Source organism: Shewanella aestuarii (assembly GCF_011765625.1).
In the GTDB taxonomy this organism is placed as follows: domain Bacteria; phylum Pseudomonadota; class Gammaproteobacteria; order Enterobacterales; family Shewanellaceae; genus Shewanella; species Shewanella aestuarii_A.
Genome location: NZ_CP050313.1, coordinates 2709533 through 2724395, shown reverse-complemented (window position 1 = coordinate 2724395; position 14863 = coordinate 2709533). Strand labels below are relative to the sequence as shown.

The following is a 14863-nucleotide window of genomic DNA, read 5'->3' as shown; positions in this document are numbered from 1 at the left end:
ATCTAACAGTCTTTATCGGATTTTTAGCACGAAATTTGATCGTGAACAGCAAGCTGTTTTAGCTGGTAGATTAGCTTATCGAGCAAATGTTGGCATCGGATATAGAAGTAGTGCTTTACTGCGTCGTAACACTCACCGACTTGAAAAAGGCTTAAGCATGCAGCCACGAAGAGCGGTATTTGCAGAAGATTTTATCATTGAAACGGTAAGGTGCTATGCACAATGTGTTTCTGCCGAAAAAGTGTGTAACCAGGAGCTAAAGTGGGCAGGGGACGTGCTGAATTGCTATTTTAGTGTAGTGAGTCATACCACTAATATAGCCGATGCTTATCAAATATTTAGTCAGGCAAGTGGGTATTGCAAATCATCTGATATTAATAAAGCGGCACTCAGTATTCCTTATCAATACCAGCAGATAAATCAAGCTCAAATCAATACGGATTCTTTTACTGATCTATGTTTGCAGCGTCGTGCAGTTCGTTGGTTTACTCAGCAATTAGTGCAAGATAGTGATATTAACAGAGCGATTGAGATAGCATCGCTTGCACCAAGTGCATGTAATCGGCAACCATTTGAATTTTTTGTGGCTAATGATAAAACGCTTGCACCATCTATTGCGAAATATGCAGGCGGTACAGCGGGTTTTGCCGACAATATTCCTTGTGTCATTGTTGTAGTTGGTGATTTGAGTGCTTATCCTGAAGAGCGGGACCGCCATGTTATTTATATTGATGGCTCATTGGCGGCCATGCAGTTAATGCTCGCCTTAGAAACAATGGGGCTGAGTAGTTGCCCGATTAATTGGCCTGATTTAGATGTACCTGAGCAGAAAATGGCAAAGCGCCTAGGACTAAAGTCATACGAGCGTCCAATTATGTTAATCGCGGTGGGCTATGCCAAGCCTGATGGAATGATCCCTTTTTCACAGAAAAAACCTGCAAACGTATTACGAAAAGATATTAAATTATGATTATAGAAATTAAGGGGGTTCAGTTCGTCAATAAAGGCGCTGAATTGATGCTGTATGCCGTTTTACAGCAAATTGAAAAACTATGGCCCTATGCAGAAATCGCACTCAGAGCGTGTCCAAATTCTCCTTATCTTAAGCGTGCCCGACTGGGTGCCTGGCAAAAAGTCAGTATAAGAAAGCACATTATCGATCTAAATACTTTAACTTATTCACTTCCATATAGATTAAGTTCTTCATTAAAGCGCTTAGGCATTGTAACTGAGGCTGATATTGACTTAGTACTGGATGCGTCTGGCTTTGCTTATGGTGATCAATGGCCTATTAGACAGTTGACTCATGTGAGTCATGAAATAAGTCGTTATCATGTGAATAAAAAGCCTTATATATTTTTACCTCAAGCATTTGGCCCTTTTTCAAACAAAACCTTGCAATCATCAATAAAAGCACATTGGGGGAAATCAGCATTAATCTTCGCTCGAGATAAAGTTTCAGAGTCTCATTTAAGTGAGTGTTTGGGAAAGGACAACCAGACCGAGAAGAAATTACATCTAATGCCTGATTTTACGAATCTTGTAACAGGTAATCCAATTGGGCTAAAAAATGCAGATAAAACCGTGTTGTTCATTCCAAATGGCAAAATGATCAGTCATCGAAACGGTAGAAAATCTTGGATTTCAAACTACACCCAACTCATGTCGAGAATGTGTCGTGAAGTAAATGATGCAGGATTTACGCCTGTGCTACTGAATCATGACGGAGCCAAAGATGCGAAATTGTGTGAACAGATCATTGCCGGAAGTGGGTTGGAACTCCAAACAGTTACGTTGGATAACCCTTTAGATGTTAAAGGGGCAATAGGTGAAGTAGCAGCCGTTGTTAGCTCCCGTTTTCATGGGTGTGTGAGTGCTCTATGTCAAGGGATACCTTGTATTGGTACAAGTTGGAGTCATAAATATGAGGAGTTGTTTGCTGATTATGGGCAACAAAAAATGTTAATCACCACTCCTGAGAATGACAAATTAAGCACTAATATTAAATTACTGCTGAGTGACGATTATGCCAATGAATGTAGAGATAACCCTGCTATAGCACTGCAAAAAGCGCAATCTGAAAGAATGTGGTCGCTTGTTTTTGAAAAAGTGGGTGAGTTTTATGACTAGTGATAAAGTCATGATGACCGACTCAATTCAGAGTGTAGTAAACAGCTCACCATTAGTGAGCATTTACATGCCAACGCATAATCGTTTGCATTTGTTAAAACGTGCGATTGCTTCAGTTCAAAATCAGACCTATGAAAATTTTGAATTATTAATTGTGAATGATGCTTCCAGTGACGGTACAAAGGAATATTTAGAGGCTCTTGTTAAAAGTGACAAAAGGATCAGATGTTTTCACCATACAGCCTCTAAAGGCGCTTGTGTTGCTCGTAATTTGGCGATTTTTGAAGCCAAAGGTGAATACATCACAGGTTTAGATGATGATGATGAGTTTACCGCTGATAGGTTAAAGACATTGATAGCTGAGTATGATGATAGCTATGCCTTTATATGTCATGGTTTCTTTTGGCATTATGGTGCAAAGGTACGAAAAGTCGATTATAAACCTATGGTTATATCACTTGAATCTATCTTTGATTATAACTTTGCCACAAATCAAATTTTTACAAAAACGAGTAAGTTGCAAAAAATAGGTGGATTCAACCCAGAGTTTGTTGCCTGTCAAGATTATGATACCTGGACGCGAATGCTTATTGAGTATGGTGACGGTTTGCGAGTATCGGGTGCATCTTACATTATTCATCAAGGCCATGAAGGTCCGAGGGTTACAGCTCGTGAAAATAAGTTGCTAGGGTATGATTTGTTTTTTGTTAAGTATCAGAAATATATGTCTCCACGTAATATAGCTAATCAACAATTTCTTGTTTTGATGGCTGGGCGTAAACAGTTACCATTTTTAAAATTGTTATCACTTTTAAGATATGGTTTTTGGAAGCGTAAAATTAGATACTTTTTGTCAAGTCAACTTCGTACAGTAGCATTGTTACGTCAACAGTATTTAAAAGGTAGATGACAATCAGTATGTGTCAACATTGTTGGAGCTCACACTGCTTAAACCTAACTGAGGTAACTGTTCCGGTTTAGCTAATTATCAAGTCGATAATAGTAGCTCTCTGGTTAATAAATGGTTTTAAGGGGAGCTTGAACAATGAAACAGCGCAATCTCGGTACTTTAGTGCAGAGTAGTTTGCTTTTTCTAAGTCTTAGTCGCTACAGCCTTAAATGAATGTTCCTGTACGCCCTTGTAAATGTTAATATTATGAATGATTTACGAAATTTTATACTCAATGAGCGGTCATGAAAAATAAATTGATAATTGTAGCTACCCATAGTGTAAATAGCCGAGGTGGTATTAGTGCTGCATTAGAAGGGTTCGAACAGGGTTTTGAACAGTTAAATGTTGAGTTTATCAGGGTTAATTCTCATAGTGATGGACAAGGTAAGTTAGTCACATGGTTTTCTGCTTGGTGGCAAATATTGTTAATAGCAATTAGCGAACGCTCTAACGCAACTTTTTGGTTTCATTGTGGCCCATGGTTTTCTATGCTCCGTAAGTTTAGTTTTGCGCTAACTGCAAGATGTTTTGGTTGTAAAACTGTCGCACATATGCACTCACCAACGTTATATGATTATATAAATCATTCAGTTGGACGCCATATTTTAAAAATCTTTTTTCTTCCATTCTGCTCCGCTATTGCGCTCACTCCTTGGTGGCGTTCGCAGTTAGTTAACTTTGGTTTTAAAAAGCCAATTTCTGTTTGTCAAAATCCCGTATCTAAGCAAATCTTGCAAGCTGCTGAAGTGTCTATGGGGCAACAATCGCCCAAGACCAGCAACAATGAAAGTATCGTTACTATATTGTCTATGGCTAGGTTGGTAACAGGTAAGGGCATAGAAGATGTAATAAAGGCACTTGCATTTTTACCCGAGAAATTTGTTTTAAAAATTGCTGGAGAAGGTTCATTGAAAATGCAACTTATTGAGCAAGTAAAGCAACTAGGGCTGCAAGATAGAGTCGATTTTGTAGGTTGGGTTGATAGCGAAAAAAAGTGTACCTTACTTGAGCAAGCTGACATATTTTGTTTGCCCTCTAGATATGATTCTTTTGGGGTCGTATTTATTGAGGCAATGGCGTTTAATCTGCCTGTCATTGCTTGTGATTGGGGGCCAATAGCAGATGTCGTTACGCCTAATGTTGGAGAGTTGGTTGAGTATGGTCACAGCGAAAAAGTTGCGGAATTGATTGTACAGTTGATTAAAAATAAACAGCAATACTGGTCAGAAGGACCGGCTAAAGTAATTGCTAATTACTCTCCTAGTATCTGTGCTCAAACAGTTATAGATGCTTTACGTATTTAACGTAAGTATACTTTTTAAAGCCACACTTTACAGGCGTGGTTATGGTGATTTGGATTGTATTATATTACAATGCCGCTCCAATTTTAGGTGGTTTTTATGTTTTTTATTTGTGTAACTGGATGCGGTTGGCAGTATGTCTGAAAAAGTGATTTTGATTATATATGGCCGTGGTGGTCACCGTGAGCAGATGCGTCGATTATTAGAACAACTAAAAATCAAAGAGCCAGCATTAAAGTTTGTTTCCATCGCAGATGTTAAGGATGGTTTTGGTGCAATTGAGCACCTTTATTGTCCAGAGCCTAGGGATAAATTTTCTCGTATTAAAGGACCTTTCCAGTTAGCTTACTCTGGATTGGTGAGTTTAATACAGTGCATTAAACTAACGATTAAACATTCTCCATCTGGTATTTTATCTACAGGTCCTGGAATGGCAGTGGTCCCATCAATACTCTACCGTTTAATGGGAAAGAATGTGGTTTATATTGAATCGTGGTCCCGTTTTTATTCTGGTTCCTTAACGGGTCATGTAATGTACTATATTTCTAATAAATTTTATGTTCAGAATAAAAGTATGAAAGATATTTTTCCTAAAGCGAAATATGCAGGGCGCTTATGAATATCTTCGTTACTGTTGGGCATACAAGATTTGACTCTCTATTCAGATGCTTAGACTCATTCTGTCGAAATGATTGGCATTTTGTTTCACAAATGTCTGATGGCAAGTATTTACCAAAATCTGGCCCTTATTTTAATTACACATCTGATATTTCAAAATATTATACACAAGCGGATCTTGTTATATCCCATGCAGGTGCGGGGACGGTCTTTACACTTTTAGAAATGGCAAAACCAACAATCGTGGTAGCTAATACAGATCGTGTTGATACGCATCAGAATGATTTGCTTAAATTTGTTGAGCAAAATAAATTTGCTCAAGTTTGCAGAGATCTAAATCAAATGGAGTCAATGATTGCAAATGCTGCAAACTTCCAAGCGGCCCCTTATTGGAGTGACCCGTTTTTTGTTACAGATGAGATTGCAAGTTTTTTAAAGGTAACTCCTTAACTTTATTGATATTAATTGGCTTTGATGCCATTTAGCCGTTATAAGTGCAAAGCTAATAGTAAACTCTAGGAAAAGAGATGACAGTAGAAATAAAACAACTTGAAGATAATATTGATGTGATTTCAATTAAATCTATTCTGGAAATGCTATGGCGAGGTAAAGTATTTATTATTGCATTTACCGGTTTTTTTTCATTGTGTGCGCTACTTTATGCTCTCACTTTGCCTAATATTTACAAATCTTCAGCGATATATTTACCAGTGAGTGCTGAAAGCGGAGGTGGCGGACTCGCTAAATTGGCCTCACAATTCGGCGGGCTCGCAAGCATGGCAGGGATAAACATCGATGGTGCAAGTGAAGATAAAACTGAAGTCGTTTTAACTTATTTAAAATCGCGGGCATTTTTGCAGTATTTTATCGAAAAAAGAGACCTCCTAATTCCTTTAATGGCATCAGAGGGGTGGGATAAAGAAACAAATAAACTAATTATAGATCAGGATATTTTTGATGAAAAATCAGGTCAGTGGGTTAGGGATGCACCGCCAGGCTTCAATGTTATTCCTACTGCTTGGGAAGCATACGAAACGCTAAGAACGAGCATTAATGCTGCTTATATTTCTAAGCAAGGTTATGTTTCCATTGAAGTCTTTACCTATTCACCGGAAACGGCTGTACAGTGGCATAAATGGCTCATTGAAGACCTAAATCTATTTTGGAAGCAAAGAGAGTCTGATAAATTAACTAAGCGCATTGATTATTTATTAAAGCAAGCTCAAGAAGCACAGTTAAGTGAACTTAAGACCGTATACTTTCAATTAGCTGCAGATCAAATTAAAAATAATACCCTCGCTCAAGTCTCTGATGAGGTATTGCTAGAGTCACTTGGCACCATGGTTGTGCCAGAATATAAAGACTCTCCCTCAAGAGCTATACTCTGTATCGTTGCATTTTTGATCGCATTTGTTCTCTCGAGTTTGATATCACTAATCTATTTTACCTTATCAAAAAAACACCTAATTTCAGTGGGTAAATAACGATTGTGGCACTAGTAGATCATAATGGCAAGATGATAAGCCGAGGTGTTTATCTTCATAAGTTAGCTATGTGGATGATGGCTTTATATTTGCTTGCTGATATGGCTTCCGGCTTTTCGGTGATTTACATTGGCATGGATTTAAAAATATCACTGCTTTATAAAATGCCATTATTTATCCTTTTAATGATACTTATTGCGCGCTTTAATCTCGGTTCCTCACTGTTTATATTGGCCACGTTACTATTTTTTTTACTTGGTCCGTTAGTCATCTTTTTTAAGAAAGTAAATGTTGGACATCTGTTCTTAGATTTTGGTTACGCAGTCAAAATTATGATGCCAGCTGTTGTGATGACTTATTTTTTTCATTTGTATCAGCGTGCACCTAACTTGGCATTTCATTTTGGAAAGAAAATAATGCAGTTTTCTTTCCTTATTTTGTCTTTCAACTTTATATTGGCGGCATCTGGAGTTGGTAAAGCAACTTACCAACTAGTCGAAGATGACACGGCAGGTTCCACAGGGTTAATTTATGCTGGAAATGAGTTAGGCCCAGCATTTTTACTTGTTTTTGGTTATGTACTTCATCATGTGTGGAATGGTAACTCTCGAATTCAATACCTGTTGTTGAGTTTATTTACCTTACTTTGCGGTGTGACAGTTGCAACTAAAACTACCATGTTAGCTTCTATCTTGTTGGTGTTTTTCATTCCAATAATGAATGAAAGAAAGCATTTATTTAACTTAACTTGGCTTAAATTAAAGCTTTTTCTGCCTTTAATTGTCTTTTGCGTTGGTTTGGTTATCGTGATTGCTGACCTTCTTGAAACGCTTGGTTTATACGATAGAATTATGTGGTTTTATGAGCAGAAAGGGCTGATTGGGGTTATTTGGTCTGGGCGTAATGAGTTTATAGCGCAAATGTTTGTTATTTTTAAAGAGCAAACTACTCTATTTCATCAAGTTTTCGGACAAGGCTTCTTCATCGAAACATTACATCCACGCGGAAAAGGTGCGGTGGAAGTGGATGTTGTTGATACAATAATTTATTTTGGTTTTTTTGGTGCATTGGTGACTTCGCTTTTTTATTTGCTCACTTTTTATTTTGCACTTAAAAAGGTAAGGGAAATAAATACTTACCTGATACCTTGTATTGTTTTAGTTGACTTTTTATTGCTTATCTTAAGTGTTATGAGCGGCCATATTTGGATGTCGGGAACAGTAGGCATTCTTTTTGGTGTATTTAATAGTTTTTTATTTTATGAATATGCTGTCGGCAAGAATGGATCTACCGAAGCGCAACGGAGTTACCGATGAAAATAATGTTAGTTTTTGGAACAAGGCCGGAGGCAATAAAAATGGCGCCTTTGGTGTTGGCTATGAGGAAACATAAAGCTATTGAACTATCGGTATGCGTTACAGCACAACATAGGGAAATGTTGGATCAGGTGTTAAATTTATTCGAGATAGTACCTGATTTTGACTTAGATATTATGATGCCAGGTCAAGGGCTTACAGAGATTACTTCTCGTATTCTTACCGGTTTAAAGCCCATTTATGAACAAGTGAAACCTGACGTTGTTTTGGTGCATGGCGATACCTCTACAACCTTGGCTGCAACGCTTGGAGCCTTTTATCAACAGATACCAGTAGGGCACGTTGAGGCTGGTTTGCGAACTGGCAATATTTTATCACCATGGCCTGAAGAGGGAAATCGCAAACTCACAGGAGCCATTGCGAGTTATCACTTTGCGCCGACAGAAACCTCTGAGCGTAATTTATTAGATGAATCTATTCCCAGATCAAAAATTTGTGTTACTGGCAATACAGTTATTGACGCACTATTCACCGTCAAAGATAAAGTTGCTCAAGACAAAGCTTTGCAAGCTACCTTAAATACGCAGTTTGCATGGCGAAATCCTCAGCAGCGTATGGTGTTAATTACTGGACATCGTAGAGAGAGTTTTGGGGACGGTTTTGAACAAATTTGTCAAGCGATAGCTGCATCAGCGAATGAATTTCCAGATGTGCAATTTGTTTATCCTATGCATCTTAACCCTAATGTTCGTGGTCCAGTGAATCAACATTTATCCGATATAAACAATGTAATTCTAATAGAGCCTTTAGATTATCTTCCGTTTGTGTACTTAATGACACAAGCAGATATTATTTTAACTGACTCTGGCGGGATTCAAGAGGAGGCTCCCTCCCTTGGTATTCCTGTATTGGTTATGCGCGATACCACAGAAAGACCTGAAGCAGTTGCTGCGGGAACAGTTAAATTGGTGGGGACAAATGCTAAGGTTATCAGTAGCAGCATCTCAGACTTGCTTAGAGATAAAACTTTATATACTACAATGAGTACTGCTCATAACCCATATGGTGATGGTCAAGCTTGTGGAAGAATTATTGATTACTTGTTGAGAATAAAGTAATGAATAATATTGCTTCAGAAACAGTATTGGGCTTTCGTATTAACGCTTATCATTCGATTGAGCATGCGGTACAAGACATTATAAATAACCATTTAGAGCAGGGGCATATGGCCATTGCAATGAACCCTGAAAAAGTGATTGCTTCAATAGAAGACAAAGGGTTAGAGCAAACATTGAATGACGCAGATATATTGTATGCTGACGGTGTGGGTGTGACTAAAGTACTATCACGCAAATTAGCGCAGAAAGTTGCTCGTATTCCGGGCTGTGAACTCTGGGAAGCACTAATGAAAACAGCTGGTGCTAAGAAGTTGCCAGTGTTTATTCTTGGTGGTTCTGATGCCGTTAACCAAGAGACATGCAGTAAACTCAAAGCTCAATACGATGTAGTTATTGCAGGGGCGCACAATGGATATTTTGATGATGAGCAAGCAATCATACGAAATATGATTGAATCCGGTGCGCAAATTGTCACAGTTGCACTGGGTTCCCCCAAACAGGAGTTATTGATCAAAAAAGCCAAAGCCGCTGGATGTAACGCATTTTTTATGGGAGTCGGTGGCACATATGATGTATTCACCGGTAATGTACAGCGTGCTCCTGCTGGTTTTCGTCGCTTAGGTTTAGAGTGGTTATTTAGGTTGTTAAAACAGCCAAGTCGAGTTTTTCGGCAGCAAAGACTGGTGAAGTATACATTAATGGCGTTTTTCAATAAGTTGTAACATTTCATCAAAGGATAAACAATGTTTGGTTTTTTCTTGAATTGCTTGGATGATAAAGCGGTTAAATTACATGCTGGAGTAGGTTATCTAGAAATTCCGGCTCAGTATACTACTTCATCAAGTGCTGTTTTTTATCATGAACATGAATGGGCTAAAAAGCCTGAGTATAGTTCACTAGGTCACTATTTTTGTGTTTCGGGTTGGTTTATCTATAAGGGTAGCCGAAATAATTTAGCGCAATTGGCTGAAGACTTGATTTTGTTTGGCGAGTCGGTATTAGCTGAAATGAAAATGGGCTCATTTGTTATATACTGGTATAATAGTGATACTCAAGTTCCGAAGGTTATTAGTGATCCATTTGGCCTTTCAAGCCATTATATTGATACCACTTGTGAATATTTAAAATTGAGCCCTAGCGCTTTTTTTTTATATGATGAAACACGTCATAATATTAATCTGCTTCATCAGGAAATACTCAATCATAAACAACATTTGTTTGGTAATGTGACTCTATATGATGGCATAGTGCGATTAGATCCTGGTTGCATTATTGATATCTGCAAATCAGTAAAGTATCACCAAATACAACCTATTAAGCATAAAATTGAAGATATAGGTGAGGTGTTCATCGAGATTAATAGCTATTGGCCACAAAAATTAAAAATATTACCCATTAGTTCAGGTTTGGATTCGCGTTTTATTTTAGCGCATGGACAATTTGAGTACGGTTTTACTTATGGGCCACTAGATTCGCCAGAGATCCTTACCGGGGAAAGCTATAGCAAGGAATTTTCCCATTATTATAGCTATGATTTTTCTTCTGTATCAGTACACGAAGAGGAACGCGATATATTAGATATGCTTTCAACAGGGGTATTAGTTCCAATTAAATTGCTTTACTCTAATTACCGCCATGTTAGTGATCATTTTTCCCATGCAAAGGTATTTTTTGATGGCTATCTAGGCGACGTTTTGCAACGAGCTACTTACATAAATCCCAAAGGTGTGATCGGTGAATTATTTAAATTGTTTCCTATATGTTTTAAGTTGGTTAAATTCCGAGCTAAAACATTATTAAAACTTAAGTATAGATCTTTGTCATCTGCTGCCTTTGAACTTGTTTACCAAGACTTTTTAGCACGTACCCATGGCTTACCTTTGGATGACCTACAAAAGGTAACTTACTATGAGTTCATTTATGCACGAGGCGGACGTTATACTGTGTTTGGCAGTAATGTATTAGCAGCCCAGTTTTTTACGGTAGTATCACCATTTGCTCACATAGATGTATTTAATACATTTATTCAACAAGATTTTAGTGACGGAGCGCAATATAAAATAATGCGCTCTCTTTGGTCTAAGGTTGATAAACGTTTTTTAACCCGTGCAGTTGAGTCAGGGTATAAACCAACAACACCAATAATATTAATTCCTTTTATTCAACTGTGGTATAGGTTGTTATTTCATTTTATTCCTTCTAGAGCAAATTATGGTGTTAAGCTAAAGCGAGAATTGAAAAGCAATGACAGAAGGTGAGATAAAAAATAACGTTTTTTTGAGGATTGAAAATTTTAGGTTAAATAAATGTGATATTTATAAATATTTTTAATAAGGTTAGTTAATGAAAAAGATAATATTTGGTTTTTTATTTATAAGTCACTCCGTTTTCGGTGTCAATTTATCAAGCTATTGCACTAATGCAAATTTAGATTGTTCAGATGAATTCAATCAGGCAGTAGAAGACAGTATTAGTCGTAATGAAGTCCTGTTTGTTGATCTTCCAGAGGTGATCATTGAAAATGCCTATTTCTATGGTGATTCCTATGATGGTTTGTCAATTACAGGTAAAGATTCTAGTTTTGTCATAAAAACAAATGGTTTGAAGTTTGAAGAAGTTAATAATCTATCTATTTCTAATATTTCAATAGAAGGGCTGGATTATGACATTGGTTCAACAGAGCAAGGTTCTTCGTTGGTCTTTTTTGGCTCTAATCATGGTGAAGAGTCTGAGAATTTATCTTTAATGAATATCTCCGTGTCAAAAAGTGCAGCCGATTTAGTATCTATCTTCAATGTAAATAATGTAACTGTGACCAATTCACAATTTGAAAAATCTGGTCTAGCATTGAGAATCGAAGATCAGAGTTCACCAGATGACCCTAGACCAATTGGCAGTGGGATTGGTTTTAAGAATGTAAAGAACTTAAATTTTACTCACAATAAAGTTAGTGAGATAAAAAAGGTTGGTTTGTATTTTGCTTTATCAGATTCATTTTTAGGGGAAAGTAAACATAATTTATTTAAAAATGAATTTGATTTACAAAATTTTGAAAGACCGACCGAGCGTTATGGCTTATTAGGTGCAACAGCCATATATTATGATCAAGATGAACGTTTCTCTATAATTAATATATTGCACAATAGGATTAATAACTTTAAACAAGGTGCAATTAGAGCTAATGGTAGTAATTTTAACATAACATCAAATTACATAAATTCTTCTGGTTACACTTGTAAACGAGAGGCTCTGAAGGATTTTAATGGTCATAAATATGGAGTAGCTTTTAAATCTCATTACTTAAAAGATTCGGTTATTTCACAGAATTGTGCTTCTAGAGTTGGCTCAGGTATTCTTTTAGAAAGTTGGGAGCATATTGCAAATATTAAGTTAAATGATAACTTTATATTTGAGAGTATTAGCGGAATTGCTGTAGAAAATACAACGTCAGGAACATATGGTTCAATTTCTATTTTAAACAACTTAGTTATTGGCACAGAGAAGAGTGCGCTAGCACTGAGAACCCGGCAGACATCAGAAGATTTTCTTGTAGATAGTAATACATTCAGTAACGGAGATCCTTCTCGGCTAGATAAACAGTTTGATGAGCGTAAGTTTGGTTCTGGTTTTGTTGTCGTTAAAAATCAGAAATATTTAACTTTTACAAACAACTGGATTGAAGGAGAGGCTACAAGTATTAATTGGACTCACTTGTCATTATCTGCGATTGATAATTCCAACTTTTCAAGAAATGGAATACAAAGTAGAAATAAGCGAGATAGCAGTTTTGGCGGAATCACTTTCCATGGTGATGTAAGTAATAGCGTATTTCATAACTTTAATATTTATGGTTTAAATCCAGGCCTACATTATTTTGGCGGAGAGAGTATTAACAATGATCTTTCAAAATTAAATTTATATCCATAATAGATAAGTGTAATAGATAATATGGGCAGGTCATTATTTTTATGACCTGTCGTAACTTTATCGTTTTCTTATAAATTTTGCTGGATTTCCGCCTACAATACTATATTCAGGGACATCTTTGGTTACAATACTTCCTGCTGCAATGATAGATCCTTTGTTAATAGTTACTCCTGGCATGATCATAGCTCTCTGACCAATCCATACGTCATCATGAATCCGAACAGGCCTAGGCGCGAGATTTCCTTGTTTAATTAGTGGTATATCTGTTCTGTCATGTGCGTGATTTACAGAAAATATCACAACTTCAGGCGCCATCATCACGTTGTCGCCACACTCAAGGTCATTGGCTATTTGACAGTAGTTTCCAAAGCTGGAGTTTTCTCCTAGTTTTATATTAGCACCTGAACCAAAATCTACATATTTATTAATATTGATGTTTTTTTTAGTTTCTTTAAATATTTTTTTACAAGCAAAACCTCTGATTCTTCTACTTATTTTTCCAATTTTACCTCTATCATTATCTGGTAATTTATTGAGAATTGTATAATAAAGTACTAGGTATATTTTTTTCATTTTAACCTCTTTTTGATAGCATATTTTATCTCGGGTCTAAACAATATACTTAACCCTATATATGCAAACATACCAATTGTAATAGACATTATCAGTTTCAGTAGCTCCGAGTCCGTTAATGTTTGTATCTCTGTGCTGATGACGATAAGGCTCATACATGATGCAATTAAAAAAGGTTTAGCAATAGTGATTATCATCTCAATGAAACTTGTGTCGATGATTTTGTTCACAATTTGACGGTACCAAAGAAAAACTAAACCTAATTGTGTGATACACAAGCCTTGAGCTACGGTAAGTAAGTCACCAACTTGAGTTGCAATTAATACCGTAATAGTTGTTGTCACTGCTGTAATGATATTCCATCTGAATACAAGGTGTGATTGCCCTGACGCTATAACAAAACTGATACCTGAGAAGAAAATTGAATAAAAGAAAGCGTAAATACAGAGAGTTTGCAGTATTGGCGTTACTTGAAGCCACTGAGGACCAATTACTACAGGGATTAACATAGAAGCTGTAGCTAAAACGCCAAGAAACACAGGGGCATTAAAGCTGCAAATGATATCTAATAAGGTGAAATACCCTTGTTTTAAAGCTTGTTTGTCTGTACGCAGTTGCGACATGATAGGTAAAGCGACTCGAGTAATAATTGGGTTAAGTTTTAAAATAGGTTGGATTATAAGGTTAAATGCCATGCTGTAATAGCCTAAGGCTTGCGCACCCAGAAATAGGCCCACTAGCATTTGGTCAACTCGGGACGTCAAGAAATTTAATAAATTTCCTCCAAGTAAATTCAATGCAAATTTAAGTTGGTTTCTTATTGCTGCTAAACTAAATTCTGCAGAAATTTTGAACTGATTTTTAAACCCAAAAATAATTAAGGTTAGGCTTAACACGGTGCAACGCGCAATATAGGCAAGAATTAAAGACCAAATACCGTAGTCATTAATAGCTAAAGTAATTGCAGTAATAACACCTGTCACTGCACCAATTACCTCTGTTTGGGCATACTGCTTGAATTTAAAGTTTTTTTGTAGCTGAGCTGAAAACTGCCCGCCTAAAGGCAAGATGATGAACGCTAATGTTATGGTTTCCAAATAGCCATGAAGTTGAGGATCATAAAAGAATAACCCCCCGATGAAGTAGCCTACATTAATTATTATGTACATGATTATTCCAAGGGAGATGGAAAGCCAGTACAGAGAAGATGTTTGAGTTTGAGTTAAATGTTGGTCTTGGATGATGACTTGATGAAGTCCCAATTGGGTTTGGAGGTCGGCTAACCCTATTACTATCATTAAAAGAGCGATGGTGCCAAATGCTTCTGGAGTAAGAAGACGAGCTAACACTACCATTTGCGTCATTTGTAATGCAGTGACAATAACCATAGAAAGCGTCATCCACTTTGCACCACTAATGGCGTGTTTTTTATGAGACATAAATT

General features: G+C 36.8%; 13 protein-coding genes and 1 pseudogene. 12 read left to right on the top strand and 2 right to left on the bottom strand.

The window, feature by feature from the left end:
* Positions 1-157: 157 nt before the first annotated feature.
* From HBH39_RS11975 to HBH39_RS11920, 12 genes are all read left to right on the top strand, one after another.
* Entirely contained in the window at positions 158-970 is an 813-nt protein-coding gene (locus tag HBH39_RS11975; RefSeq protein WP_244325647.1) for a nitroreductase family protein, read from the top strand.
* The gene (locus tag HBH39_RS11970; RefSeq protein ID WP_167678565.1) at positions 967-2130 is read left to right on the top strand and encodes a polysaccharide pyruvyl transferase family protein; all 1164 of its coding nucleotides are present in this window, start codon (positions 967-969) and stop codon (positions 2128-2130) included. Before HBH39_RS11975 ends, HBH39_RS11970 begins: the two co-directional genes overlap by 4 nt.
* Complete coding sequence (locus tag HBH39_RS11965) at positions 2123-3040, top strand: glycosyltransferase (protein WP_167678563.1); 918 nt, start codon at positions 2123-2125, stop codon at positions 3038-3040. The genes HBH39_RS11970 and HBH39_RS11965 overlap by 8 nt, the downstream gene beginning before the upstream one ends.
* Before the next feature lie 284 nt (positions 3041-3324).
* Entirely contained in the window at positions 3325-4386 is a 1062-nt protein-coding gene (locus HBH39_RS11960; RefSeq protein ID WP_167678561.1) for a glycosyltransferase, read from the top strand.
* Positions 4387-4519: 133 nt separating this feature from the next.
* Entirely contained in the window at positions 4520-5002 is a 483-nt protein-coding gene (pssD, locus tag HBH39_RS11955) for a PssD/Cps14F family polysaccharide biosynthesis glycosyltransferase (protein ID WP_167678559.1), read from the top strand.
* Entirely contained in the window at positions 4999-5451 is a 453-nt protein-coding gene (gene pssE / locus HBH39_RS11950) for a PssE/Cps14G family polysaccharide biosynthesis glycosyltransferase (RefSeq protein ID WP_167678557.1), read from the top strand. The genes pssD and pssE overlap by 4 nt, the downstream gene beginning before the upstream one ends.
* A gap of 77 nt (positions 5452-5528) precedes the next feature.
* The gene (locus HBH39_RS11945) at positions 5529-6485 is read left to right on the top strand and encodes a Wzz/FepE/Etk N-terminal domain-containing protein (protein WP_167678555.1); all 957 of its coding nucleotides are present in this window, start codon (positions 5529-5531) and stop codon (positions 6483-6485) included.
* A gap of 5 nt (positions 6486-6490) precedes the next feature.
* Positions 6491-7801, top strand: a complete 1311-nt coding sequence (locus HBH39_RS11940; protein ID WP_167678553.1) for an O-antigen ligase family protein — start codon at positions 6491-6493, stop codon at positions 7799-7801.
* Positions 7798-8919, top strand: a complete 1122-nt coding sequence (wecB, locus tag HBH39_RS11935) for a non-hydrolyzing UDP-N-acetylglucosamine 2-epimerase (RefSeq protein WP_167678551.1) — start codon at positions 7798-7800, stop codon at positions 8917-8919. The genes HBH39_RS11940 and wecB overlap by 4 nt, the downstream gene beginning before the upstream one ends.
* The gene (locus tag HBH39_RS11930; RefSeq protein ID WP_167678548.1) at positions 8919-9641 is read left to right on the top strand and encodes a WecB/TagA/CpsF family glycosyltransferase; all 723 of its coding nucleotides are present in this window, start codon (positions 8919-8921) and stop codon (positions 9639-9641) included. Before wecB ends, HBH39_RS11930 begins: the two co-directional genes overlap by 1 nt.
* 21 nt (positions 9642-9662) lie before the next feature.
* Positions 9663-11177 (top strand): hypothetical protein, encoded by a 1515-nt coding sequence (locus tag HBH39_RS11925; protein WP_167678546.1) that lies wholly within the window; start codon positions 9663-9665, stop codon positions 11175-11177.
* 85 nt (positions 11178-11262) lie between these two features.
* On the top strand, positions 11263-12846 hold the full coding sequence (locus HBH39_RS11920) for a hypothetical protein (RefSeq protein ID WP_167678544.1): 1584 nt from the start codon (positions 11263-11265) through the stop codon (positions 12844-12846).
* A gap of 60 nt (positions 12847-12906) precedes the next feature.
* On the opposite strand, the pseudogene HBH39_RS20125 reads toward HBH39_RS11920, so the two are convergent.
* Positions 12907-13062 (bottom strand): annotated as a pseudogene (locus HBH39_RS20125) (hypothetical protein); the annotation flags it as partial.
* Between the two features lie 353 nt (positions 13063-13415).
* Positions 13416-14858: an MOP flippase family protein gene (locus HBH39_RS11910; protein WP_167678540.1), complete on the bottom strand. Its 1443-nt coding sequence runs from the start codon at positions 14856-14858 to the stop codon at positions 13416-13418.
* Positions 14859-14863: the final 5 nt, after the last annotated feature.

Coding starts and splice junctions, on each gene's coding strand:
- pssD (WP_167678559.1), top strand. CDS start 4,520: ATGTCTGAAAAAGTGATTTTGATTATATATGGCCGTGGTGGTCACCGT.
- HBH39_RS11960 (WP_167678561.1), top strand. CDS start 3,325: ATGAAAAATAAATTGATAATTGTAGCTACCCATAGTGTAAATAGCCGA.
- HBH39_RS11925 (WP_167678546.1), top strand. CDS start 9,663: ATGTTTGGTTTTTTCTTGAATTGCTTGGATGATAAAGCGGTTAAATTA.
- HBH39_RS11945 (WP_167678555.1), top strand. CDS start 5,529: ATGACAGTAGAAATAAAACAACTTGAAGATAATATTGATGTGATTTCA.
- HBH39_RS11910 (WP_167678540.1), bottom strand. CDS start 14,858: ATGTCTCATAAAAAACACGCCATTAGTGGTGCAAAGTGGATGACGCTT.
- wecB (WP_167678551.1), top strand. CDS start 7,798: ATGAAAATAATGTTAGTTTTTGGAACAAGGCCGGAGGCAATAAAAATG.
- HBH39_RS11970 (WP_167678565.1), top strand. CDS start 967: ATGATTATAGAAATTAAGGGGGTTCAGTTCGTCAATAAAGGCGCTGAA.
- HBH39_RS11975 (WP_244325647.1), top strand. CDS start 158: ATGCAGCCACGAAGAGCGGTATTTGCAGAAGATTTTATCATTGAAACG.
- pssE (WP_167678557.1), top strand. CDS start 4,999: ATGAATATCTTCGTTACTGTTGGGCATACAAGATTTGACTCTCTATTC.
- HBH39_RS11930 (WP_167678548.1), top strand. CDS start 8,919: ATGAATAATATTGCTTCAGAAACAGTATTGGGCTTTCGTATTAACGCT.
- HBH39_RS11920 (WP_167678544.1), top strand. CDS start 11,263: ATGAAAAAGATAATATTTGGTTTTTTATTTATAAGTCACTCCGTTTTC.
- HBH39_RS11965 (WP_167678563.1), top strand. CDS start 2,123: ATGACTAGTGATAAAGTCATGATGACCGACTCAATTCAGAGTGTAGTA.